General features: G+C 66.0%; 19 protein-coding genes. 5 read left to right on the top strand and 14 right to left on the bottom strand.

Going from position 1 to position 23959, the window contains the following annotated elements; translation table 11 throughout:
- Positions 1-11: 11 nt before the first annotated feature.
- From ACIP90_RS01580 to leuS, 3 genes are all read right to left on the bottom strand, one after another.
- A complete protein-coding gene (locus ACIP90_RS01580; RefSeq protein ID WP_400576147.1) occupies positions 12-932 on the bottom strand; it encodes a ComEA family DNA-binding protein in 921 nt (306 codons plus the stop codon).
- A gap of 291 nt (positions 933-1223) precedes the next feature.
- Positions 1224-2351, bottom strand: coding sequence for a DegV family protein (locus ACIP90_RS01575; protein ID WP_400576145.1), 1128 nt, complete (start codon positions 2349-2351; stop codon positions 1224-1226).
- A gap of 72 nt (positions 2352-2423) precedes the next feature.
- Positions 2424-4949 (bottom strand): leucine--tRNA ligase, encoded by a 2526-nt coding sequence (gene leuS, locus ACIP90_RS01570; RefSeq protein ID WP_400576771.1) that lies wholly within the window; start codon positions 4947-4949, stop codon positions 2424-2426.
- A 530-nt stretch (positions 4950-5479) separates the two neighbouring features.
- Between leuS and ACIP90_RS01565 the strand changes: the two genes are divergently transcribed.
- Positions 5480-6400: a hypothetical protein gene (locus ACIP90_RS01565; protein WP_400576144.1), complete on the top strand. Its 921-nt coding sequence runs from the start codon at positions 5480-5482 to the stop codon at positions 6398-6400.
- An 89-nt stretch (positions 6401-6489) separates the two neighbouring features.
- On the opposite strand, the gene glpK is transcribed toward ACIP90_RS01565, so the two are convergent.
- From glpK to ACIP90_RS01550, 3 genes are all read right to left on the bottom strand, one after another.
- Entirely contained in the window at positions 6490-8004 is a 1515-nt protein-coding gene (glpK, locus tag ACIP90_RS01560; protein ID WP_400576142.1) for a glycerol kinase GlpK, read from the bottom strand.
- Positions 8005-8077: 73 nt separating this feature from the next.
- A complete protein-coding gene (locus ACIP90_RS01555; protein ID WP_400576140.1) occupies positions 8078-8824 on the bottom strand; it encodes an MIP/aquaporin family protein in 747 nt (248 codons plus the stop codon).
- Between the two features lie 60 nt (positions 8825-8884).
- Positions 8885-10687 carry a glycerol-3-phosphate dehydrogenase/oxidase gene (locus tag ACIP90_RS01550; RefSeq protein WP_400576138.1) on the bottom strand — a complete coding sequence of 601 codons (1803 nt, stop codon included), beginning with the start codon at positions 10685-10687 and terminating at the stop codon, positions 8885-8887.
- Positions 10688-10815: 128 nt separating this feature from the next.
- Here ACIP90_RS01550 and ACIP90_RS01545 point away from each other — a divergent pair, with 128 nt between their 5' ends.
- Entirely contained in the window at positions 10816-11775 is a 960-nt protein-coding gene (locus tag ACIP90_RS01545) for a sugar-binding transcriptional regulator (protein WP_400576136.1), read from the top strand.
- 25 nt (positions 11776-11800) lie between these two features.
- On the opposite strand, the gene ACIP90_RS01540 is transcribed toward ACIP90_RS01545, so the two are convergent.
- Together ACIP90_RS01540 and ACIP90_RS01535 are read right to left on the bottom strand one after the other, a co-directional pair.
- Positions 11801-12955 (bottom strand): M23 family metallopeptidase, encoded by a 1155-nt coding sequence (locus tag ACIP90_RS01540; protein WP_400576134.1) that lies wholly within the window; start codon positions 12953-12955, stop codon positions 11801-11803.
- Positions 12956-13333: 378 nt separating this feature from the next.
- Positions 13334-14797, bottom strand: a complete 1464-nt coding sequence (locus ACIP90_RS01535) for a YdiU family protein (protein WP_400576132.1) — start codon at positions 14795-14797, stop codon at positions 13334-13336.
- An 87-nt stretch (positions 14798-14884) separates the two neighbouring features.
- On the opposite strand from ACIP90_RS01535, the gene ACIP90_RS01530 reads away from it, so the two are divergent.
- From ACIP90_RS01530 to ACIP90_RS01520, 3 genes are read left to right on the top strand one after another with little or no spacing between them, the layout of a single operon-like run.
- Entirely contained in the window at positions 14885-15754 is an 870-nt protein-coding gene (locus ACIP90_RS01530; RefSeq protein WP_400576131.1) for an aldo/keto reductase, read from the top strand.
- An 11-nt stretch (positions 15755-15765) separates the two neighbouring features.
- Complete coding sequence (locus tag ACIP90_RS01525; protein ID WP_400576129.1) at positions 15766-16695, top strand: alpha/beta fold hydrolase; 930 nt, start codon at positions 15766-15768, stop codon at positions 16693-16695.
- Positions 16692-17780, top strand: coding sequence for a glycosyltransferase family 4 protein (locus ACIP90_RS01520; RefSeq protein WP_400576127.1), 1089 nt, complete (start codon positions 16692-16694; stop codon positions 17778-17780). Before ACIP90_RS01525 ends, ACIP90_RS01520 begins: the two co-directional genes overlap by 4 nt.
- Here ACIP90_RS01520 and ACIP90_RS01515 read toward each other — a convergent pair.
- The 6 genes from ACIP90_RS01515 to mihF all read right to left on the bottom strand — a co-directional run bounded on the left by ACIP90_RS01515 (position 17777) and on the right by mihF (position 23920).
- Positions 17777-19933 (bottom strand): primosomal protein N', encoded by a 2157-nt coding sequence (locus ACIP90_RS01515; protein ID WP_400576126.1) that lies wholly within the window; start codon positions 19931-19933, stop codon positions 17777-17779. The genes ACIP90_RS01520 and ACIP90_RS01515 overlap by 4 nt on opposite strands.
- 138 nt (positions 19934-20071) lie before the next feature.
- Positions 20072-21307, bottom strand: coding sequence for a methionine adenosyltransferase (metK, locus tag ACIP90_RS01510; RefSeq protein WP_400576124.1), 1236 nt, complete (start codon positions 21305-21307; stop codon positions 20072-20074).
- A 76-nt stretch (positions 21308-21383) separates the two neighbouring features.
- Entirely contained in the window at positions 21384-22640 is a 1257-nt protein-coding gene (coaBC, locus tag ACIP90_RS01505) for a bifunctional phosphopantothenoylcysteine decarboxylase/phosphopantothenate--cysteine ligase CoaBC (protein WP_400576122.1), read from the bottom strand.
- Positions 22641-22679: 39 nt separating this feature from the next.
- Positions 22680-22940: a DNA-directed RNA polymerase subunit omega gene (gene rpoZ, locus ACIP90_RS01500; RefSeq protein ID WP_205653913.1), complete on the bottom strand. Its 261-nt coding sequence runs from the start codon at positions 22938-22940 to the stop codon at positions 22680-22682.
- A gap of 39 nt (positions 22941-22979) precedes the next feature.
- Positions 22980-23552 carry a guanylate kinase gene (gmk, locus tag ACIP90_RS01495; protein ID WP_205653914.1) on the bottom strand — a complete coding sequence of 191 codons (573 nt, stop codon included), beginning with the start codon at positions 23550-23552 and terminating at the stop codon, positions 22980-22982.
- A 44-nt stretch (positions 23553-23596) separates the two neighbouring features.
- Positions 23597-23920: an integration host factor, actinobacterial type gene (gene mihF, locus ACIP90_RS01490; RefSeq protein WP_400576119.1), complete on the bottom strand. Its 324-nt coding sequence runs from the start codon at positions 23918-23920 to the stop codon at positions 23597-23599.
- Positions 23921-23959: the final 39 nt, after the last annotated feature.

Here is a 23959-nt window from a genome sequence, read left to right as displayed (position 1 = left end):
CGCTGTCCATCTCAGACAGTCACCAGCGGAAGCAGCGTTTCCAACATTTTGGGTCCCACGCCGTCCACGGCGTCGAGCTCCTCGGCCGTTTTGAACGGGCCCTGCTCTGTGCGCCAGTCAATGATGCGCTGGGCCAGCACGGGCCCGACCCGCGGCAGGCTGCCAAGCTCTTCAAGGGAAGCCGTATTCAGATTTATCTTGTCCGTCGCCGGGGATTCGCCGCCGCCCCCTGCGCCTGGGGTCCCGGATTTGGCCGCAGCGTCCGGAGCATCTGCCGGCGCTTCACCGGGTGCCCCCTGCTGCAGGGCGTCCGGCTGCCCCGGTTCACCGTGGCGCGGGATGTATATTTTCTGGCCGTCCTCCAGCACAGTGGCGAGATTGAGCCGGTTCAGATCCGCTGACGCCGTTCCCCCGCCGGCTGCTGCAATGGCGTCATGGACGCGGCTTCCCTTGGGGACTCTTACCACCCCTGCCTTCTTCACCGCTCCGGCGACGTGTACGACAAAGGGTCCCGTGGACGCGTTGTGGCCGGAGCCTGGGCCGGCAGTAGCCGCACTACCGGCGGTTTCTTCCGTTCCATCAGCGCCGCCGTCATCCTCCCGTCTCCCGCTTTCGGCGGGGAACGCGCCTGGCTCGGAAGCCCTGGCCGTTTGACTGACCGCGGTCAAAGGCACGACTTCCTGGGCTGTGGCCGCTACCCGCCACCAAAGCCACCCGCCTGCTGCCAGCGAGATGACGCCGAGCAGCACGGTAGCCCGAAGCCCCAGACGCCACCTGACGCGGGAAACCGCCGGGCCCGGGGAAGCTACGTGACCGGCACCGGCCCCGTTGGCGTTGCCGTAGGCGAATCCCCTGCCGCTGCCCAGTTCCAGCAGACCCGCAGGCTCTTCACCACCGCCCTTCGTGTCGGCCGCCGCCGCACGATCTGGCACAGTATCGGCCGCCGTCGTGTCACCGGCCGTCGTATCAGCGGCCCGGGCACCGGAACTGCTCCCCTGCGGCGGGCCCAGACGAGCGGCCAGGCGGGCGGCAGGTTCGCCAGCGCCAGGATCCGCAGGCTGAAGGCCGGGAGCCGTAACCCTGCTTGCGCGTGAACGCCTGCCTGTGTCCGGGCGCGGCGCAGCGCTGGCTGCAGGTCCAGCGGTCCGGCGTGACATACGCACCACCGTAGGAGACGACGGTTCCTTCCCGACAGGTGTGGACCGCTGTATGTGGATAGACCGTCAGCGGGCCTTCCCAGGATCCGCCTGAACCGACTGACCTGGCTGGATTGGTTGCCCTGACAGCCCTGACTGAACGGGATGCCCCGACTGTCCGGCATGCGGAGCCGGCGCTTCCGCTGTGCCCTGTGCCTGGCTGAGGACGGCGGCACCACAGACGGTGCTCTCGCTGACAATGACGGCGAGGACACCGAGCCCGGCGTGCGCCGCGAGCACCGCCGGCAGGGAGCTGATCTGTGCCGGCGGGCTGTCCGGCAGAGCGACGGCGAGCCGGGAGGCGAGGAGTTCGGCTTCCGGCTGGTTCCCGAAGTGGTGGATGGCCAGCCTGGCCTCCTTTGGCGGTCTGGCCGCGGCATCCGCCACCACGAGTTCCTCCAGGCGGGCGATGGCTTTGGCGGCGGAACGGATCTTTTCGAGCGGAACGATCTTGCCGCCGTCGACCGCGAGGATCGGCTTGATGGCGAGCATGGTTCCCAACAGGGAGGCGGCGGCCCCGATCCGTCCGCCCCTCCGCAGCTGTTCCAGACTCGGGACGTAGAAGTAGACCTTGGTCTTGGAGAGACGTTCCTCGGCGAACCGCCGCACTTCCGCGGCGGTTCGCCCATCAGCCGCGGCCACTACAGCGCTTTGCACCGCCAGTCCCTGGGCCATGCCGACGGTCCGGGTGTCCAGCACCTCGACGGGAATGCCGACGCGTGCGGATGCGATCCGGGCGGAATCGGCGGTGCCGGAGAGATCGCCGGAGATATGGATGGACACGACCGCCTCGTAGCCGTGGCGGGCGGCCGCCAGATATGCCTGCTCAAACTGGCCGGGGGATGGCCTGGAGGTCTTGACGGGCGTGGCCGCGGCAAGGGCAACCGCGATGGTCTCGGTGATGTCGTCCTCGCCCTCACCGTAGATTTCATCGCCCACCATGACCGGCATGGGCACCACCGCAAGGCGCCTGTCGCGGGAGAAGCCCCTCACCCACTCAGCGGGCAGCGCGGCAGCGGAGTCCGTCACCACGGCGGTCCGCACGACGACGGCGGGCTCCGCCGCGGACGGTACCCGCCCGGGTACGGTTGCCTGGCGGAGGCGGGCCAGGTGGTCCTTCAACCACAGCCAGGCGCCCGGCTCACGATCGATCACGGCACCTCCTGCGGTTCGGGCCGGCCGCCGGTGAAAACCGGCGGCCGGTGCCCGGCTGGCGAGTTGGCCCGGCTAGGCCGGGACGATGTTGACCAGTTTAGGGGCCCGCACGATGATCGTACGGATCCCGCGGCCATCAAGTGCCCGCTGGACATTTTCCGAGGCCAGCGCCAGTTCGCGCAGTTCATCCTCGGTGATGCCGGGCGAAACCTCGAGCCGGTCCCTGACCTTGCCCTGGACCTGCACGACGGCGGTGATCGTTTCCTGCACCAGCAGGGCGTCGTCGTGGGCCGGCCATCCGGCGTTCGCCACGGAGGCAGGGTGCCCCAGGACGTTCCACAGGTCTTCCGCAGTGTACGGAGCGAACAGGCTAAGGATGATAGCCACCGCTTCGGCTGCTTCGCGGACCGCGGGGTCCCCGCTGCCGGCGCCGGTGTCGATCGTCTTGCGCGTGGCATTGACCAGCTCCATCAGCTTGGCCACCACAACGTTGAACTTGTTGTTGTCCAGCAGTTCCGCGGCGTCGGCGATGGTGCGGTGCGTTACTGACCGCAGGGCACGGTCGCCGGTGGTGACGTCCACGCCGGGCTTGCTGGTCACGTCCTGTCCCAACCGCCAGGCGCGGGCCAGGAACTTCGCGGATCCCGACGGCGAGACGTCCGCCCAGTCGACGTCGTCCTCCGGCGGGGAAGCGAAGATCATGGTGAGGCGGACGGCGTCCACGCCGAATTTGTCCAGCTGCTCGCCCAGGTCCACGCCGTTCCCCAGCGACTTGCTCATGGCCTTGCCGCCGTTCAGGACCTGCCCTTGGTTCAGGAGGGCGCTGAAGGGCTCATCAGCTTCGAGGAGGCCCATGTCATGAATGACCTTGGTAAAGAAGCGTGCATAGAGCAGGTGCAGGATGGCGTGCTCGACGCCGCCGACGTACTGTCCGACCGGCATCCAGTCGTTGATCTTCGCGGGATCGAACGGACCGTCGGTGAAGTGCGGCGAGACGAAGCGCAGGAAGTACCACGACGAGTCAACGAACGTGTCCATGGTGTCCGTGTCCCGCTGGGCTGCGCGCCCGCAGTTCGGGCACTCGACGTTGACCCATTCGGCGGCCGCGGCCAGCGGCGAGGTACCCCGCGGGGACAGCGCCTCCCCCCGCAGGTCCTCGGGAAGCGTCACCGGCAGTTGTTCGTCGGGTACCGGCACCTCGCCGCACTCGGCACAGTGGATGATGGGAATCGGTGTGCCCCAGAAGCGCTGGCGGCTCAAGAGCCAGTCACGCAGTCGGAAATTCACAAACTTCTCTCCGGTGCCCTGCTGTTCAAGGATTTCGATGGCCGCCGGGATGGCCTCTGCCTTGGGCATGCCGTCCAGCGGCCCGGAGTTGATGAGCGTGCCCTCCCCGGCCGTCGCCTTGCCGGAAGTGGCGGGGTCCTCCTCGCCCGTGTCCAGCACAGCGCGTACCGGCAGGCCGAACTCCTTGGCGAAGTCGAGGTCGCGCTGATCGTGCGCGGGGACGGCCATGATGGCGCCCGTGCCATAGTCGGCCAGGACGTAGTCAGCGGCCCAGACGGGCAGCTTTTCACCGTTAAGCGGGTTGATGGCGTAGCGGCCCGTGAACACGCCCGTCTTTTCGCGCTCCGTGGACTGGCGTTCGATGTCCGAGAGGGCCTTGACCTTTTCACGGTAAGCCATGAGTGCGTCGTGCTGTTCGGGGGTGACCAGATCCAGGGCCAGGTGCGCGTCCGCGGCCACGACGAAGAAGGTGGCACCGTACAGGGTGTCCGGACGCGTGGTGAAGACTGTGACTTCCCGCTCGGCACGTCCGTCCGCGGCCTCGATCACGAAGCGGACATGGGCGCCTTCAGAACGGCCGATCCAGTTCCGCTGCATCGCCAGTACCCGCTCGGGCCAGTGCCCCTGAAGCTCGGACATGTCATCCAGCAGCCGGTCGGCGTAGTCGGTGATCTTGAAGTACCACTGGTTCAGCGACTTCTTGGTCACGGCCGTGCCGCAGCGCTCGCAGGCCCCATTGACCACCTGCTCGTTGGCCAGCACGGTCAGGTCCTTCGGGCACCAGTTCACGGGCGAGTCCTTGCGGTACGCGAGGCCGCGCTCGTAGAAACGCTTGAACAGCCACTGGGTCCAGCGGTAGTACTCCGGGTCGGACGTATGCAGGCGGCGTGACCAGTCAGCAGAGATGGCGTAGCGCTTGAACGACGCTGCCTGGGTCTCAATGTTGGCGTAGGTCCACTCGCTGGGGTGGGCGTTGCGCTTGATGGCGGCGTTCTCCGCGGGAAGGCCAAAGGAGTCCCAGCCGATCGGGTGCAGCACGTCGTAGCCCTGCTGGCGGAGGTAGCGCGCCACGACGTCGCCCATGGCGAAAGCCTCGGCGTGCCCCATGTGGAGGTCGCCCGATGGATAAGGGAACATGTCCAGGACATAGCGGCGCTCGCGCGAACCGTCATCGACGGGCGTGAAGACCTTCAGGTCCTCCCACACTTGCGGCCACCGGGCCTCCATGGCCGCGAAGCTGTAAGCACCCTCCTCGGGGGCTTCGGCTCCACCTGCTGTTGTTCCGGTCTCGGTCTCCGGCTGAACGCTCACTGCTGCCCTCTTCTGTTCTGTCATGACGTCTGTCTGTCACAACGGTCTGATCCACTGCCGCCTGCCGGGAACGAGTCCCGGACACACAAAAGCCCCTCGACATGGAGGGGCGGCCGCTCGGTAGTCCGTAGTTCGGGGATACCGGGCGGCTAGCTAAGCAGGAGGATCGCACGCATAAACCTACTCTAGCCTCTCCGCGGGATTCATGCTGAAAAGAGTCACTCCAGAACGCATGGCCCGGGGCGGCATGGTGGGAACCGAAAAGCCATTGCCAAACCGCCGTAGCAGGTCCACGATTTCAACAAAGTGTATGGGGGTATGGCAAAGGTCTCGGCTTGAGGAGCCTGCAGTGGACCCGTTTGCCTGTTTCCGGACGAATAGTCCCGCACATCCGCCGCATAATGATGCCGCGTTCCCCGGGCCCGCCCCGAATCTTCGATTACGTCGTCTTTGACGCTTCCTGGTCTCCACTCAGCCGGACTTCCCTACCGTCAACCGGACCATAAATCCCCTGGAGAAAGGCAATCGAGATGTTCCAGCACAAGAGACGCCTGACCGCACTGGGTTCAGTGCTCATGCTGTTTCTGGCCACGTTCACGTCAGCGTCCGGGGCCGCCGCGGGCGGCAAGGCCGCGTCCCCCGAGCTCTGCGGACCCGGATCCGCCATCAAGTTCGACCGCTCGGCTTTCCCCAAGAAACCGAAAATCGACAACGAATGGTTCCCGCTCAAGCCGGGCATGCAGTACACGACCACGGGCACCGTTAAGACCGCCACCGAGACTACGGTGCGGACGGTCGTCCACACCGTTACAGGCCTCACCAAAGTGGTGGGCGGCGTAAAGACACTCGTGATGTGGGACAGGGACTACAGCGACGGCGAGCTTGTGGAGTCCGAACTTGCCTTCTTCGCCCAGACCAGGAGGGGCGACGTGTGGCTGTTCGGGGAGTATCCGGAGGAGTTCGAAAACGGCAAATTCGTCGGCGCTCCCAGCACGTTCATCCACGGGATCGACAAGGCACAGGCGGGCATTGCGATGAAGGCCAAGCCCCGGATCAACGACCCCCACTATGTCCAGGCCTACGCCCCGGAAGTGGATTTCCTGGATTGCGGTGACGTCCTGAAGAAGCATCAGCAGGTCCGGGTCCCCACCGGCCACTACAAGGATGTCCTCGTGATCGACGAATACAACCCACTCGAGCCGGCCAGCGCTGGCCATCAGCGGAAGTTCTACTCGGAAGGCACGGGCCTGGTTAAGGTGACGGCCGTGGGCGGCGTGGAACGGGAAACCATGGACCTCGTGAAGATCAAGAAGCTGAGCGACGACAAGTTGCGGGAGATCAACCGCCAGGCGCTCAAGCTCGACAGGCGTGGATACACGGTCAGCAAGGATGTGTACGCCAAAACACCGCGTGCGCAGGTCGCCACCCCCGGTGACGATGACGACGACTGAGTGATTCCTAAGAAAGGCAGCGGCCCCGGATCCGTGGCTTCCACGGATCCGGGGCCGCTAGTGGGCCACTGCTGGACCCGTCCCGGCGATTACCTCACGTCGTCGTCGACCCAGTCCATGGACTTGGTTACAGCCTTCCTCCACAACCGCATCTGGCGGTCCTGCTCGGCCTTGTCCAGCGTGGGCTCCCAGCGCTTGTCCTCGGACCAGTTGGCGGACAGCTCACCGAGGTCCTTCCAGAACCCGACGGCGAGACCGGCGGCGTACGCTGCGCCGAGCGCCGTGGTCTCCACCACCTTCGGACGGATGACGGGGACGCCCAGGATGTCTGCCTGGAACTGCATGAGGGCATCGTTGGCGACCATGCCGCCGTCGACCTTCAATTCGGTGAGCGGAACGCCAGAGTCCGCATTGACCGCATCCAGCACCTCGCGGGTCTGGAAGGCGGTGGCCTCCAAGGCAGCCCTGGCGATGTGGTTCTTGTTGACGAACCGAGTGAGGCCCACGATGGCGCCCCGTGCATCCGAGCGCCAGTACGGAGCGAACAGGCCCGAGAAGGCCGGAACGATGTAGACGCCACCGTTGTCCTTCACGGATGCCGCCAAGGTCTCCACTTCCGGCGCGCTGCTGATCATGCCGAGGTTGTCGCGCAGCCACTGAATGAGTGACCCGGTGACGGCGATCGAGCCTTCCAGGGCGTAGTGCGGCGCGGCGTCCCCCAGCTTGTACCCCACCGTCGTCAGGAGGCCGTTCTTGGAGTGGACGATCTCCTCGCCGGTGTTGAAGATGAGGAAGCAGCCGGTGCCGTACGTGTTCTTGGCCTCGCCTGTCTGGAACGCCGCCTGGCCGAAGGTGGCCGCCTGCTGGTCCCCGAGGATGCCCGCGACCGGAACCTCGCGCAGCAGCTGGGATGTATGGACGGTGCCGTAGACCTCCGAGGAGGACTTGATGGCCGGCATCATGGTGGCGGGGACACCGAAGATGCCCAGGATCTCCTCGTCCCACTGCAGTGTGTCCAGGTCCATGAACAGAGTCCGGGACGCGTTGGTGACGTCGGTGACGTGTACCCCGCCATCTACACCGCCGGTCAGATTCCAGAGCACCCAGGCGTCCGTGTTGCCGAAGATCAGGTCGCCGGCCTCAGCCTTCGCCCGGGCACCGTCTACGTTGTCCAGAATCCATTTGATCTTCGTGCCGGAGAAATAGGTTGCCAGCGGCAGGCCGACCTTCTGCTTGAAGCGGTCCGCCCCGCCGTCCTTGGCCAGTTCATTCACGATCGGCTGGGTGCGCGTGTCCTGCCAGACGATCGCGTTGTAGACAGCCTGGCCTGTGGTCTTGTCCCACACCACTGCGGTCTCCCGCTGGTTGGTGATGCCGACACCGGCGATGTCGTGCCTGGTCAGGTTCGCCTTGGACAATGCGGAGGCGATGACCTCACGGGTGTTGTTCCAGATCTCTGCGGGGTTGTGTTCCACCCAGCCGGCCTGCGGGAAGATCTGCTCGTGCTCCATTTGCCCGGAGGAGACGATGTTGCCGGTCTGGTCGAAGACGATGGCCCGGGTGCTGGTGGTGCCCTGGTCGATGGCGATTACGTACTGGCTCATGATGACGTCCTTGTCCTAATGGTGTAGCTGAAGGAATGTGTGCTGCGGATCAGGGAAATGCTGTGCTTCAGGGTTAAGTAGCAGCGGTGAACACGATGGGAAGCCACCCGACCACGCCTGCCAGTGCGCCGCCGATCAGGGGGCCGACCACGGGGATCCACGAGTAGCTCCAGTCGCTGGAGCCCTTCCCCTTGATGGGCAGGACAGCATGGGCGATGCGCGGTCCGAGGTCCCGGGCGGGGTTGATGGCGTAACCGGTGGGTCCGCCGAGGGATACGCCGATGCCAACCACCAGGAGCGCCACCGCCAGCGGGCCAAGCCCCGAGGGGGTGCCGCCGAAGGTGAGGATCACGAAGACCAGCACGAACGTGCCGATGATTTCGGTGACCAGGTTCCACGGCGCGGAGCGGATGGCCGGGGCGGTGGAGAATACACCCAGCTTGCTGGCCGGTTCGGGTTCAGCGTCGAAATGCTGCTTGTGTGCCAGCCATGCCAGAACGGCGCCGAGGAAGGCACCCAGCAGCTCCGCCCCGAAGTAGGTCAGCGTGGACAGGGCGTCCACAGGAACCCCGGGGGCGTACTCGGGCTTGCGGTTGACGAGAAGGCCCAGGGTCACGGCGGGGTTCAGGTGTGCACCGGACTGCGCGGCAACATAAACGCCCGCAAACACGGCGATGCCCCACCCCCAGGTGACCATCAGGAACCCGCCGTTGTTGCCCTTTGTGCCCCTGAGCGCCACGTTGGCTACGACGCCGCAACCCAGCAGGGTCAGCATCGCGGTTCCGAAGACTTCGGAAAGAAAAACCAGTCCAAGAGACATCGTTGACTCCTTGTTTAGTGTTGTCAGCCCTTCGCGGGTTTGAAGGACTGTGGTGCCGCCCTAGGCGACGAGGCTATGGATCTCGATGCCGTGGTACCGCCTAAGCACCTCCTCTGCATGGTGGATCTCGGCGGCGCGCTCTGACGCGTCCCAGCCCAGCGGCCCCGCCAGGATCTCCGCGACCTCGTTCAGCAACTCGCCGGTGACCAGCCCGCGGAACGCCAGAGAGGTCCGTCGAACCAGGACATCGACGAGATGGCCGACCTGCTCATGTGCCGCCATGAATTCCAACTCCCGGACACTCAGTTCCCGGGTCGAACGGAGCAGGCTGTCCGGGCCGCCGTCTAGATACTCGATGACGGCCGCCGCCCGGGTGCCGTATCTCGTCAGCAGGCCGGCGGCCCTGTCGGCGTCGCGGGCTCCGTTCATATTCGCCTTGATCCATTGCTGGATCCCGGCGTCAGAGTCCGGGAAGCCGGCTCCGCCCCCGATGGCGAGTTTCGCCGTCGAGACCTTCCGTTCCATCCCCAATTCGGCGAGGACATCATTGCTCAGGTGTTCCGCGAGTGCCCGGAACGTCGTCCACTTGCCTCCCACCAGGCTGAGTACGACGGCGCCGCTGCCGCCGGCTTCCGGGGCGCGCCGCTCGATGCGGTAGTCACGGGAGACGAACCCCGGCTGGGTGGCGTCGTGCCGGGGCAGGGGGCGGACGCCGGAGAACGTGTAGACGATCTGTTCCCGGTTTACGGAGATCGCGGGGAAGACGTGGCTGATGAGGTCGAAGAAATAGTCAATCTCACCTTCCGTGCACACGGCATCTTCAGACATGTCGGCTTCGACGTCTGTGGTGCCCACCAGGACGCGGTCGCCCATGGGGTAGATCAGGACGATCCGGCCGTCGGTGTGCTCGAAGAAAATTTCGCGGCCGTTGCAGGCGGCCAACAGGCCGGGATGGTCGAGGACGATGTGGGAGCCCTTGGTGCCGCCCATGAACGAAGACGCGGCGCCCATCGCCTGGTTGGTGAGATCGACCCAGGCGCCGGTCGTGTTGATAATGACGTCGGCGGTGAAGTCGAAGACCTCGCCTGTCAGTTCATCACGCAGTTCCACGGTGCTGGAGCCGTCTGACTGTTCCTTGGCCGAGGTTAGGGACAGGTAGTTGCTGGCACGGGCGCTGCCTGTCGCATTCGCGGCGCCGGCCTTCTCGCCGTCTTGGAGGACGTCAAGCGTGAGGCGCTCCGGGTTGTGGACGGAGGCGTCGAAGTACGTGGCGGTGTATTTGACCCCGGGGTGCAAGAGCGGCAATTCCGCCAGTGCTTTCTTGCGGCCGCGGAACTGGTGGCGGGGGACGCTGCCGCCGTCGCGGGAGAAGGAGTCGTACAGGCTGAGCCCGAGCTTGATAAGGAAGGCGCCGCGTTCCTTGGGCTTGCCCTGTTGCTTATGCGTCAGGAAACGCAGGGGTGCCGAGAGGACACCCGAGAAGGTGCTGAATATCGGAATGGTGGTTTGCAGCGGCTTAACGTAGTGGGGCGCGATCCGTAGGAGGCGGTTGCGTTCCACCACGGATTCGCGGACGAGGCGGAACTCGCCGTTTTCGAGGTAGCGGATGCCGCCGTGGATCATGTGCGAGGAGGCGCCGCTGGCGCCCTGGCAGTAGTCACCGCGCTCCACGAGCGCCACGTCGACGCCCTGCAGGGCCAGATCACGGAAGGTGCCGACCCCGTTGATGCCGCCTCCGACGACCAGCACGCGGGCATGGGGCCGCTGCCGAAGGCTGGCCACGGATGCACGCGCTGAGGTGTGCGCTGCGGTGTGCGCTGCGCCGGAGGTGAACGGATGGCCGGATAAATCCTTGAATCCCAAAACTGCTCCTTTGGGTTGGGTTGTTGTCGGCGGCACGCTGTGGAACGGACTGCCTTGCATCCCCTATTCTTCGAAGTATTGGAAAATATCGTCAAGCACTATGCACAAACGTGCAGAACGGAGCCGAGGTGCCCCGCCCACGCCATTCCGAAGCCCTTCGGGCTGCCCAGCTCTACTACCTGCAGGACCTCACCATGGACGCAATAGCCCGGGAGCTGCGCACCTCCCGCTCCACGGTTTCCCGGCTCCTTTCGACGGCCCGCGAAACGGGCCTGGTGCAGATCCAGATCCGCAGTCCGTTGGACACGGGCCCCGAATTGGAGCGGCTGATCCGGTCGGAATACGGCGTGGACGTGCACGTGGTACCGGTCCTGGACACGCTCAATGAGGCGGAAACCCTCGACCGCGTGGCCATGCAGGCCGCCCGGACCATTGGCCCTCTCGTGGATTCCAACGCCATCATCGGCGTGGCCTGGGGGGCCACACTCAGCGCCGTCAGCCGGCATCTCACGCGGAAAATCATCCACGACACCATCGTGGTGCAACTGAACGGGGCGGGCAATATGCAGACCACAGGCATCACGTACGCGAGCGACATCATGCGCCGCTTCGGCAGCGCATACGGGGCGCGGGTAGAGCAGTTTCCCGTACCGGCCTTCTTCGACCACGCGGCAACAAAAACGGCCATGTGGAATGAGCGGAGCGTTCAGCGCATCCTGGATCTGCAGGCCCGGATGAGCATTGCGATCTTCGGTGTCGGCTCCGTGGACGCGGACTATCCCAGCCACGTGTATGCCGGCGGCTACCTCGACGAGGACGACCTGAACGTCCTGGCCAGCTCCGACGTGGTGGGGGACGTGGCCACAGTGTTCTTCCGGGCCGATGGCTCCTCCGACGGCATCACGCTCAACGAACGCTCCACCGGACCTTCCCTTGACCAATTACGCCAGGTCCGCCGGCGGATCTGCGTGGTGTCCGGTGCATCCAAGATCAACGGGCTGCGTGGAGCATTGGCGGCCGGCCTCGCCACCGACCTGATCCTGGACGAGGCGTCGGCCCGCCGGCTGGTCAGTCTCGACGGGAAGTGAACAGGGCCGCCTGCGCTCCCGGCTTTCACGGCCGAGTGGACGTGGCGCCGCCCTCCGTCGCCGGCGCCGTGGCCGGCAGCTCCGCCACGGCCAGTGATCCGGCAGCAGACGGCACGGCTGTTGGTTCAGAGTCCGGCAGCGGCTGGTTTGCAGGTTCCTTCGTGACGTCTTGGGCAGGAACGGGCTTTGGAGCCGGTGCGGAGCTTGGTGCCGCACTTGGCGAAGGGGCCGGCGAAGGAGCAGCGGGGGCAGGTGCGACTTTAGGAGCCGCCTTAGTCGGCGCAGGGACCGGAGTCCTGGCCGGCGCAGGGGCAGGCGTCCTGGCCGGCGCAGGGGCGGGCGTCCTGGCCGGCGCTGGGGCGGGCGTCCTGGCCGGCGCAGGGGCGGGAACAGCTTTGGCTGGAGTAGAGGACTTCTTCGCCTTTGAAGCAGTGCGCTTCGGCGCTTCATGCTCGTGGTCCGCCGCGTCATGGTGGTGGCCTTTAGTGACCGGGACCGCCCACGCGGGCTCGTCCGGCGTACGGCCGGCCTTCCGGTAGTCCGTCATAGCGACGTCGGCAAAGGGAGGCGATGGGCGCAGCGGCAGCAGCGTCCATTTCGCAGGATCCGTGTGGCTGCCGTTCAGAACCGTTTCGAAATGGAGGTGGCATCCTGTTGATGCACCGGTGGTCCCGACCTTGGCAATTACTTCCCCGGCCTCTACCGACTGGCCCTTCTTGACGCCAATGCCTTCAAGGTGGTTGTAAGTGGTGATGAGGCCGTTGCCGTGATCGACTTCCACTCTGTTGCCGCCACCCCACCGATGCCATCCCACTGCCCGCACTACGCCGGCATCCGCGGAGTACACGCGCGTTCCGCAGGCGGCGGCAAAGTCCAGACCCCAGTGGAACTCCCCCGCCGAGCCGGTGATCGGACTTTTTCGCAACCCGAAGTGTGAGCTGCGGTTAAGGACCTCCAGTGGCGCCATCAGGGTTCCGGTTGAGGGACGCCGCTGTTGGGCTTGCGCCGCATCGAGTTTCCGGACCACTTCCTTCGGCCTGGTTAGGACTTCGGTTCGGCTGTAGGAAAGAACTGCCCCGGCCGGTGCCGAAATGGCGCCGTCGCCCCGAGCGGAATCCCGCGCAGCCAGCGCAACGGCGGCGGAGCCGAGCGGCCTTTTCACTGAGACGTTACCAGTCATCTGGGCTGCCACCTCCCCGGACGAAAGGACTGCGCCGCTGCCCTGGAAACCAACGGCATTTGCCGCAAGGAAAGCGGTGCCCGCTACGGCCAGCCGAACGGCGTGACGACGATGCTGGGCCGCGCGCCGGACAGCGGCCTGTGCCAGATGTTTTGCCAACGGATTCTCCCCCATGAAGGCCGCCTGGATGCTTCTGCGTGGCGGTCGTTTCTACCATGGGAACATGACGGGCAGGCCGGAGGAATCGAGATAGCCGCTTATGTGGATAAGCTAGGAAAATCCTTGCCCCCGCTTGATCCAACTGCGCAAATCTTCACAGGAAGCTGAGCAACCCCTGCGGGGACTGGAAGCCGAGCAACAGGAAGCCGCGCTGGGGCCTCAGGTGCCGCAGAAGGTCCGGTAGGTGCCGAAATCTTCCGGGGCGGCAGCCGCGTAGCGCTCCAGGCCGGGCCGCTCCGCAAAGGGCGTGGTTACCGCGTCCAGGAGCCGCTCGAATGGAGCCAGGTCATCTGCGGTGGCGGCGTCGAGGGCTTCCTCCACCAGATGGTTGCGGGGAATGTACGCAGGATTGACCCGGTCCATCGCGTCGGCGTCCGGGTCCAGGGCGCGCCAGCGCTGAACCCAGCCGTCGAACCCGGAGGGTTCCGGGAACATGCTCCGCGCAGGCTCGATCTGGCCCCGGGCGGCCCTCCCGAGGCGCCGGAAGAACGATGTGTAGTCGACGTGCCCCGCCTGAAGGAGGGCCAGGATCTCGTCGACGAGACCCGACGCCACGTCGTCGTCGGAACCATCCTGCAGTCCCAGCTTCGCCGACATGCCCGCCGACCAGGCGGCACTGTACTGCCGGCGGAACCCGCCGAGTGATTCCACCGCGAATTCCACAGCCTTCTCCTCGTCGTCGTGGAGAAGGGGCAGGAGCGACTCGGCCAGCCGGGCAAGGTTCCACTCCGCCACCAGAGGCTGGTTGCGGTAGGCGTACCGTCCGCCCTCGTCGATGGAACTGTAGACCGCGGCCGGGTCGAATGCCTCCATGAAGGCACACGGGCCGTAGTCAATGGTCTCCCCCGAGATGGCCATGTTGTCTGTATTCATGACCCCGTGCACGAACCCGACCAGCATCCACCGGGCCACCAGGGACGCCTGGGCGGCCACCACCGCCTGAAACAGGACAGCATAGGGGTTCTCGCCCTCCGCCGCGGCCGGGTAGTGACGCGTGATTGCGTGGTCGGCCAGGCGGCGCAGCAGAGCCACGTTGCCGGTGGCCCGTGCGTACTGGAAGCTGCCGATGCGCAGGTGGCTGCTCGCGACCCGGGTGAGCACGGCCCCTGGGAGCAGGGTCTCTCGCTGCACCTGGCGCCCCGTCGCCACCACGGCTAGGGAGCGTGTGGTGGGGATGCCCAACGCATGCATCGCTTCGCTCACGAGGTATTCGCGCAGCATCGGCCCGACCACGGCCCAGCCGTCCCCGCCCCGGGCGAAGGGAGTGCGCCCCGAGCCTTTGAGGTGGATGTCGCGAAGCTGGCCGTCCGCGTGCGCAATCTCTCCGAGCAGAAGGGCACGCCCGTCGCCGAGGCGGGGGGCGTACCAGCCGAACTGGTGGCCGGCGTAGGCCTGAGCCACCGGAGTGGCCTCCGCGGGGACCGCGTTGCCGATCAGCAGAAGCAACCCTTCATGACTCCGCAGGAAGGCGGGGTCGAGACCAAGATCGGCGGCGAGTGGTTCGTTGAGCACCAGCAGTTGCGGGTCGGGGGCATCTTCCGCCCGCCACGGAATCGCCAGCTCCGCAAACTCCCTGGCGAAGCGGCCATCAAAGGTGACTGCGGACTTGGCTGTGTCACTCATCTATCAAGGATATCGCCGGTGCCACGGTCACCGGCACCGTTGACCGACTTCGCGCGGCAGGCCAGCCATATCGGTAGAGTCATAGCCATGACTACCTCACCCCGGCTCAGCCTGAACAACGGCGTGCTGATCGACCAGTTGGGATTCGGGCTCTACAAGGTCCCCCGGGACGAGACAGCAAAGCTGGTAACCATGGCCCTCGAAGCCGGATACCGCCACTTCGACACCGCGGCGATGTACGGCAACGAATCCGGCGTGGCCCGCGGCATCGTTTCACTGTACGGCGTGGAGGCGACACGCGGGGGCTCGGGCGAATCCGCACCACCCACCTCCCGGGAAGACCTGTTCATCACCACCAAGGTCTGGAACGACGACCACGGCTATGACGCCACGCTGCGGGCCTTCGACCGATCAATGATCAATTTGGGCCTGGAATACGTGGACATGTACCTGATCCACTGGCCGTGCCCCAAGCGCGGACTGTTCCAGGAAACCTACCGTGCGCTCGAGACGCTCTACCGGGAGGGCAAGGTGCGGGCCATCGGCGTATCCAACTTCCAGGCCCAGCACCTGGACCGGCTCCTGGAGACCGCCGAAGTTGTGCCTGCCGTCAACCAGATCGAGCTCCATCCCTGGCTGCAGCAGACGGAACTGAGGGAAAAGCACCGGGAGCTGGGCATCGTCACCGCAGCGTGGAGCCCGCTGGGCCGCGGACAGGTCCTGGGGGATCCGGACATCCTGGCGCTCGCCGCCGAGCACAAGATCACGGCGGCCCAGGTCATTCTGCGGTGGCACCTGCAGCTGGGACACGTCGCCATCCCCAAGGCAAGCTCCTGGGACCGGATCCGCCAGAACCTCGACATTTTCGGCTTTGAACTGTCCGCCTTGGACATGGCTGACGTCGCAGGCCTGGACCGCGGCCACCGCACCGGCTCCCACCCTGACAACGTCAACTAGGACCACACCGCATGAAAACAGCAGACTCCGAGCCGTCCACCGGCGCGTCCCTCTTCAGCGGAAACCTTGCCGCCCGGACCCGGGCGTCCGAGGTCAACCTCCGGGGCAGCACTGTGGCGTACTGGACATACGAGCCCGTCCGGACAACCCCGGAAACGCGGACCATCCTGGTCATCCACGGCTTCCGCGGCGACCACCACGGCCTGCTTCGGGTGGCGGACCAACTGCCCGAAATGCGCCTCATCATGCCCGACCTTCCCGGTTTCGGCAGCTCTGAAGCGGTTGTCGACGGAGAACACAGCGTCCGCCGGTACGGGGAGTTCATCAGTGACTTCATGGAGGCACTGGGCCTCGGGACGGACACAGTCCTTCTGGGGCACTCGTTCGGTTCCATTATCGCCGCCCACTTCGTGGCCGATAATCCGCACGCTGTGCGGCCGCTGATCCTCATCAACCCCATAGCCGCGCCCGCCCTGGAGGGCCCCAAAGGACTCATGACCCGGCTCGCGGTTCTGTACTACCGGCTCTCCGCACGGCTCCCCCGCCCCATGGGCCTGCTTCTGCTCCGCAGCCGGCTCATTGTGCGCGTGATGAGCGTTGCCATGGCGAAAACCAAAGACAAAGAGCTCCTGCGGTTCATCCACGGGCAGCACGAAGCCTACTTCAGCGCCTTCGCCAACCGCGAGAGCCTGCTGGAATCATTCACGGCATCCGTCAGCAGCAACGTCACCGAGGTGGCCGAAAAGCTCACACTGCCTGTCCTGTTGGTGGCCGGTGAAAAGGACGAAATCGCGCTTCTCAGCGACCAGCACAAACTCGCAGGCACCCTTCCGGACGCCACACTGGAGGTGATTCCCGGCGTAGGGCATCTGATCCACTACGAAACTCCGGAACCTGCCGCGGGTTTCATCCGCCGCTTCCTGAAGGACCACGCTGCGTGAAAATTGTCATCGACGCCCGCTTCACCCGGACGGACCACCACGACGGCATCAGCCGCTACGGGGCAAGCCTCATCGCCGCAACCTCGAAAATCGCGGACGTGTCCATGCTGATCAGCGACCTCCGGCAGCTCGCCCTGCTGCCCGACGTGCCGTACACGCTGATCAACAGCCCGCTGTCCCCCACGGAACTGTTCGTCGCAAGGACAGTGAACCAGCTGGGCGCCGACGTCGTGGTCTGCCCCATGCAGACCATGGGCACGTGGGGCCGCAGGTACGGGCTCGTGCTGACGCTGCATGACCTGATTTACTACGAGCACCCGGCGCCGCCGGGTTTCCTGCCGGCCCCGGTGCGCGTCCTGTGGCGGCTGTACCACAAAGCGTTTTGGCCCCAGCGGCTGCTGCTCAACCGGGCAGACATTGTGGCTACCATCAGCCGCACCACCGAGGCACTGATGGCCAAGTACCGGCTGACGAACCGTCCGGTCCGGATCGTCAGCAACGCCCCGCAGCCCGCCCAGCTCCCCCGCGACCCGGAGACGGGCGCCGAGAAGACCCTCCTCTACATGGGTTCGTTCATGCCGTACAAGAACGTCGAGACCATGCTTGCCGGGATGGCGGACCTGCCCGGACACACCCTCCACTTGCTGAGCCGGATCACTCCGCAGCGGCAGGCCGAACTGGAATCCCGGATGCCGGCCGGCGCGAAGGTGGTCTTCCACAACGGCGTGACCGACGAGGAGTACACCGCCCTGCTCAAGCGCACCACCGCCCTTGTCAGCCTGTCGAAGGCCGAGGGCTACGGCCTGCCTCTCGTTGAGGCAATGGCGCTCGGCACCCCCGTCATCGCCAGCGATATTCCGATTTTCCGCGAAGTGGGCGCCGACGCTGCCACCTACGTGGATCCGGATTCTCCGGCGGCCTTCAGCGCGGCGGTGCACAGCCTGGACGACGTCCGGCATTGGCAGGACGTGTCGCGGCGCTCGGCGCAACGGGCGCGCGACTTCAGCTGGGACGCCTCCGCGCAGCAGCTGGTGGACGTGGCTGCGGAAGTCGTGGCCCTCCGCAGCAAAAAGCAACTCCGCTAGAGAATGTCCACCCCGTCCAGCCTCAGCTGGACGGGGTCGTCGGTGCGCTTCGCCGCGCTGGCGGATTTCACCGCCCGCAGAATCCGGGTCACCGTGGCCGCCTGGCCATAGGGAATGAAGAGCAGCGTCCGGACATCCTCGCTTGCGGCGTTCGCCGTATTCGCTCCCGCTTTACCTGCGGAAGCTGAGTGTCCCGTCAGCAGCGGCGCGGGGCCGGCAACGCGCAGCTCCACTCCTTCCGCCTTCAGCCGCCCCGTCACGGATCCCGTGAAATGCCCGACGGCGGTGCGGCCGCCGGTCACGGAGGCCACCCGCACAGCGGGCGGAAGCTGCAGTTCCGTGCGGAGGCCCAGTTCCCGCTGCGCATAGCCCGCCGGGTCCCACCGCAGCAACGCGCCCACAGCGGCGGTATCGTCGGCCGTGATCACCACGATTCCGCCCTCCGTTGCGGGCCTCACCAGAGCAGCAGCGTTGAACCAGCGCCGTACGGCGTCCTCCCCCGCCCGCAGGTTCTCGCGCCGCAGCAGGGAGTCACCGTCAAGGAGCAGGGCCGCTGCGTAACCGCCGTCAGCCACGGGCTCGGCGCCCACGGTGGCCACCACGAGCGATGCGACACCTGGCACGGCCGCTTTGACGTGGTCTCCTGAGGACGTCACCACGGCTTTTCCGGGGAAGGCCCTGCCGAGTTCTTCCGCGGTGCGCAATGCCCCTGTGGCACCGCGGCGCAGATGGGTGTTGTTGCAGTGGCTGCACCGCCACGCAGGCGCCGGGACCGAACACCACCGGCACTGCGGCACGGCGGAACTGCCGGAGGCTCCGGCAATTGCCAAGGGGCCCTGACACGACTGGCAGCGGGCCGGTTCACGGCACGCATCGCAGACAAGGGAGGGCGCGTAGCCCGCGCGGGCCACCTGGACCAGGACGGGGCCGCGTTCCAGACCCTCCTTGGCGGTCCGCCAGGCCGCGCCTGGCAGCCGGGCGATTCGGGCAAGGGGATCACGCTCCTGTTCAAAGCTATCGGCGGTGTTGAGGAGGCGGGGTACGCTCCTGCGGACAACAGCGCGTTCGGCATCCACGGGCATGGCCCAGCCCGCGTCCACGAGGCGCTGCGCCTCGGTGCTGCGCGTATGCCCGGCAAGCAGGCAGGCCGCGCTGTCCTGCTCTGCCCGGAGAAGCAGCACTTCCCGTGTGTGAGCGTAGGGAGAGCGCTGCTCGATGTGGAGGTCGTCGCCGTCATCCCAGCACACCACGAGACCGAGATTCCGAACGGGGGCATAGGCCGCCGAGCGCGTCCCCACGGCCACGCCGGCGGTGCCGTTGAGGACCTGGAGGTAACTGCGGTAGCGCGGCGTCTGGCCGTCGTCCGACGTTAGCCTGGCGACGTCGGAGGCCGGGAGCAGCTCCTCCAACACTGCCTGGATGCGGTCCAGGTCGCGATAATCGGGTACCACCACAACAGCGCCGCGTCCGGATTGCCGAACCGCGGCCACGGCCTCGGCGATCAGCCGAGGCCAGCTGCGGGGACCGAAACCCTGCAGTGCGCTGAGCACGGCCCGCGGCGATCCGCCGGCGCTGAGGTGGCGCAGGAAGGCAGTTCCGTTCCGGTAATCCGTCCAGGCCGGGCCGGCGCCGGATGGTTCTGAGGGCAGTGGGGCCATCCCCGCCTCGATGGGAGGGTGCCCGCCCGTATCGCCCGCCACAAGCTCCTTCTCCACTTTGGCAACCCGCGGGGGGATGGCGACGCGCAGGACATCGCTGACAGTGCCGGCGTAGCGGGCCGCAACACGGTTGGCGAGCTCCCTGAGCCCGGGTGTCAGGACGGCGACAGGGGAAATGACCTTGTGGAGCGGCACCAGCGCCTGGCCGGCGTCGGACTCGGCGATCCGTTCAAGAACGTAGCCGCTGAGTTCCTGTCCACTGAACTTGACCCTGACACGTACGCCCGGCTGAGCGGCGTCGGCCATCTCCGCTGGGACGCTGTAGTCGAACGGCCGGTCCAGGTGCGGCAGCGGTGACTCGATGAGCACACGGGCCACCGGAAGGCGGGCCGCCAGGGGCGGCCCCGGCGCAGTTTTGGGATTGGCGGGAAAGCCCTGGAGCAGGGATAGCTGCTGCGGCTCGTTCGTCATTGCCTGCCCTGCATTCGGTGCCATGTCGCCTGCCTCTGTCCCGGATCAACCACCAGCCAATCACCTGGGGAGGACATTTTTGGCGGACGGTCCCCGGGCATCGGCTTCCGGTCCCGGCGTCTTCCGTGCACGGATTCCGGTCCCGGCGTCTTCCGCCGCAGCTCAGGCGTTAAAGTACGCCTTCAGGTCGTCCACGCGGTCCAGGCGCTCCCAGGTGAAGTCCGGGTCGTCGCGGCCGAAGTGGCCGTGAGCGGCGGTCTTGGCGTAGATGGGACGCTTCAGGTCGAGGGCGTCGATGATGGCACGGGGCCGGAGATCGAAAATCTCGGCGATCGCCGCGCTGATCTTTGCGGGGTCGACCGTTTCTGTGCCGAAGGTCTCCACGTAGGTGCCCACCGGGCGGGCCTGGCCGATCGCATAGGCGATCTGGATCTCGGCACGCTTGGCGAGTCCCGCCGCCACAACGTTCTTGGCCACCCAGCGCATCGCGTAGGCAGCTGAACGGTCCACCTTTGACGGGTCCTTGCCCGAGAACGCTCCGCCGCCGTGGCGGGCCATGCCACCGTACGTGTCAACGATGATCTTGCGACCGGTGAGGCCGGCATCTCCCACCGGGCCGCCGATGACGAACGCGCCGGCGGGATTCAGGATGTTGGCGGTGCGTGAGATGTCCAGGTCCGCGAGGGCCAGTACGGGGTCGATCACGTGCGCGGCCAAGTCTGCGCGGAGCTGGTCGAGGCTGAAACCCTCGGCGTGCTGGCTGGAAATCACGATGGTCTCGACCGACACCGGACGGTCGCCTTCGTAGCCGATGGTTGCCTGGGTCTTGCCATCGGGGCGCAGGTAGGAGAGTTCGCCGCTCTTGCGTACTTCGGTGAGCCGCTCAGAGAGGCGGTGGGCGACCCAGATCGGGGTCGGCATGTAGGACGGCGTCTCGTCGCTGGCGTAGCCGAACATGAGGCCCTGATCCCCGGCGCCCTGAAGGTCGTAGTCATCCTCCTGGCGGCCTTCCCGGGCTTCCAGGGAGTTGAAGACCCCACCCGCGATGTCGTTGGACTGCTGGCCGATAGACACTGACACACCGCAGCGGGCACCGTCGAAACCGTTGGCCGACGAGTCGTAGCCAATGCCCAGGATGGTCTCGCGGACAATCTGCGGAATCTCAACGTAGGCATCCGTGGTCACCTCACCGGCAACATGGACCAGGCCTGTGGTGGCCATGGTTTCCACGGCGACCCGCGATTCCGGATCCTTGGCCAGCAGGGCGTCGAGAATGGCGTCGCTGATCTGGTCACAGATCTTGTCCGGGTGGCCTTCAGTCACCGACTCGGAGGTGAAGAGCCGGAGCGCGGAGGGTACGGACCCGTGGGATTCAGGAATGTGCAGCGGTAAAGTCACTCAACTACCTTACTGGTTGGCAATCGGCCGGGCCGCAGCGTGTGTCCCCATGCTAAGGAGACGTTGCTTACGCCCCTCAGGTTCGGGGGAAGACCCTGCTCAGCTCGGCGCTGATGCGGTCAATGACGACGGCGGCGACGTCGTGCTTGGAGCCCGACGCCGACTGGGGTTCGGCACCGGCGCGGGAAAGAATGATCACGGAATTGTGGTCCTGGCCAAAGACCCTGTCCGAGCCCACATGGTTGACCACCAGGAGATCGCAGCCCTTGCGCTTAAGCTTCGCTTCGGCGTATTCAAGGACGTCACCCTGGGCATCACCGGTTTCGGCAGCAAAGCCCACCACAAGCTGGCTGTTTCCGCCGGCGTCGCGTACCGCTACGAGTTCATGCAGGATGTCCGGGTTGCGGACGAGCGAGATGACGGGGTCGGCGTGGTCATCCCGTTTTTTGATTTTGGTGCCGGAAACGTCCGCCGGGCGGAAATCCGCCACGGCCGCGGCCATAATGACGACGTCGGAACCGGCTGCCGCCGTCAGCATGGCTTCCCGGAGTTGCAGGGCAGTTTCGACCTCCACCAACTCGACACCCGCCGGAACGGGGACCTCCATGTGGGCGGCCACGAGGCGCACATTGGCTCCGGCATCCCTGGCTGCCTCGGCGAGGGCAACGCCCTGCTTTCCGGAGGAACGGTTGCCTAGGAACCGCACCGGGTCCAGCGGCTCGCGTGTTCCTCCCGCGCTGATGGTCACGGTCCGTCCGGCGAGGGGGAAGAGCGGAGCCTCCGGAGAGCCGGGGACGGCGTCACGGAGTCCGTGGACCAGGGCCATGGCCGCTTCGTAGATTGCCTCGGGTTCGGGAAGCCTTCCGGGCCCGGAATCAGAACCGGTCAATCTGCCGCTGGCAGGTTCGAGGACAGTGACGCCCCGGCTGCGCAGCGCTTCGACGTTGGCCTGGGTGGCGGCGTGCAGCCACATCTCGGTGTGCATGGCGGGGGCAAAAAGAACGGGGCCGCCGGCCATCAGCAGGGTATTTGTCAGGAGATCGTTAGCCTGCCCTGTGGCCGCGCGGGCCAGCAGGTCGGCCGTGGCAGGGGCCACGACGATCAGGTCTGCCTCGTGGCCCAGGCGCACGTGGTTCACGAGGTGGACGTCGTCGAAGACGCTGTTGCTGACCGTATTTCCGGAGAGCGCCTCCCAGGTTGCCACGCCGACGAAGCGGGTTGCCGCTTCGGTGGGGATGACGGTTACGTCGTGGCCGGCTTCAGTAAAAAGCCGGAGGAGCGATGCCACCTTGTAGGCGGCAATCCCTCCCCCGACTCCGAGGACTATGCGCACGTGATCTCCGTCAACAGGCGGTCTTTTACTCTGCGGATGTTACTCGGACGCCTCGATGGGCGTAGAGACGAGCTTGCCTTCGTTGATCTCGCGCAGGGCGATGGACAGCGACTTCTCGTTCAGCTTCGTGTCGACCAGCGGGCCGACGTACTCGAACAGGCCCTCGTGGAGCTGGGCGTAGTAAGCGTTGATCTGACGTGCTCGCTTGGCACCGAAGATCACCAGGCCGTACTTGGAATCGGCTGCCTTGAGCAGCGAGTCGATCGGCGGGTTGATGATGCCTTCAAGGTTCGTGGACACGAATTCTCCAAATTTCTAACGGGCTGATCGCTTCTGCGGTTAGCGCGGGTGCGGGGTCAGCCCCATGAGTGAAACAAGCTCGTCCGCTGCCCGGCGAACGTCGTCATTGATGACGGTGTGATCGAACTCCGGTTCAGCAGCAAGCTCTACTTTACCGGTTTCCAGCCGTCGCTGCTGTTCCTCGGCCGATTCCGTGCCGCGGCCCACCAGACGGCGCACTAATTCTTCCCAGCTGGGCGGTGCCAGGAACACGAACTGCGCGTCCGGAAGGGCCTGCTTGACCTGGCGCGCCCCCTGCAGGTCGATCTCCAGCAGCACAGAGCGGCCCTCGGCGATGGCCTGCTTTACCGTGCTCTTCAGCGTGCCGTAGGTGTTCTGCCCATGCACCACGGCCCATTCCAGGAATTCTCCCGCGGCCACGAGGGACTCGAACTCCTCCTTGGACTTGAAGTAGTAGTGCACGCCATCGATCTCACCGGGCCGCGGAGCACGGGTGGTGGCTGAAACGGACAGCCAGACCTCCGGGTAGTTGTCCCTGATATAGGTGGACACGGTGCCTTTGCCAACAGCCGTAGGACCAGCGAGGACTGTCAGTCCGGGTTTCTTGCTCACGTATTCCTTTGGGCAGTCTTCAGATGAATCTGTTTCGGATGAATCTATTTCTCGTTCATAAAATCTACCAGCGCCCGGCGCTGGTGCACTCCCAGCCCCCGCACCCGCCTCGACGCTGCGATGCCCACGGTCTCCATGATGGCGGCCGCCCGCACCTTCCCGATGCCGGGCAGGGCCTCCAGCAGCTCGGACACCCGCATCCGGGCGATGGCGTCCTCGCTGCCTCCCGAGTCCAGCACCTCCGCGATGGACAGGTCTCCGGTTTTGAGCCTCTCCTTGGCGGCGGCCCTGGCGGCCCTGGCAGCGGCGGCTTTCTTGAGCGCATCAGCACGTTCCTGGGCTGACAAGGGTCGCAATGTCACGGTCATCCCCCGGGGGTCGCCTATGGATCCACGGCCTGGGCCGTT

Origin of the sequence: Arthrobacter sp. NPDC093139, from assembly GCF_044754165.1 — a bacterium.
In the GTDB taxonomy this organism is placed as follows: Bacteria; Actinomycetota; Actinomycetes; order Actinomycetales; family Micrococcaceae; genus Arthrobacter.
The sequence above is the reverse complement of the archived record's forward strand: the minus strand, read 5'-3'. Positions and strand labels throughout refer to the sequence as shown.

What these genes read in the sequence shown, in the direction of transcription:
- ACIP90_RS01565 (WP_400576144.1), top strand. Translation starts at nt 5,480, where the DNA reads ATGTTCCAGCACAAGAGACGCCTGACCGCACTGGGTTCAGTGCTCATG.
- glpK (WP_400576142.1), bottom strand. Translation starts at nt 8,004, where the DNA reads ATGAGCCAGTACGTAATCGCCATCGACCAGGGCACCACCAGCACCCGG.
- ACIP90_RS01555 (WP_400576140.1), bottom strand. Translation starts at nt 8,824, where the DNA reads ATGTCTCTTGGACTGGTTTTTCTTTCCGAAGTCTTCGGAACCGCGATG.
- ACIP90_RS01540 (WP_400576134.1), bottom strand. Translation starts at nt 12,955, where the DNA reads ATGACTGGTAACGTCTCAGTGAAAAGGCCGCTCGGCTCCGCCGCCGTT.
- ACIP90_RS01535 (WP_400576132.1), bottom strand. Translation starts at nt 14,797, where the DNA reads ATGAGTGACACAGCCAAGTCCGCAGTCACCTTTGATGGCCGCTTCGCC.
- ACIP90_RS01530 (WP_400576131.1), top strand. Translation starts at nt 14,885, where the DNA reads ATGACTACCTCACCCCGGCTCAGCCTGAACAACGGCGTGCTGATCGAC.
- ACIP90_RS01525 (WP_400576129.1), top strand. Translation starts at nt 15,766, where the DNA reads ATGAAAACAGCAGACTCCGAGCCGTCCACCGGCGCGTCCCTCTTCAGC.
- ACIP90_RS01515 (WP_400576126.1), bottom strand. Translation starts at nt 19,933, where the DNA reads ATGGCACCGAATGCAGGGCAGGCAATGACGAACGAGCCGCAGCAGCTA.
- mihF (WP_400576119.1), bottom strand. Translation starts at nt 23,920, where the DNA reads ATGACCGTGACATTGCGACCCTTGTCAGCCCAGGAACGTGCTGATGCG.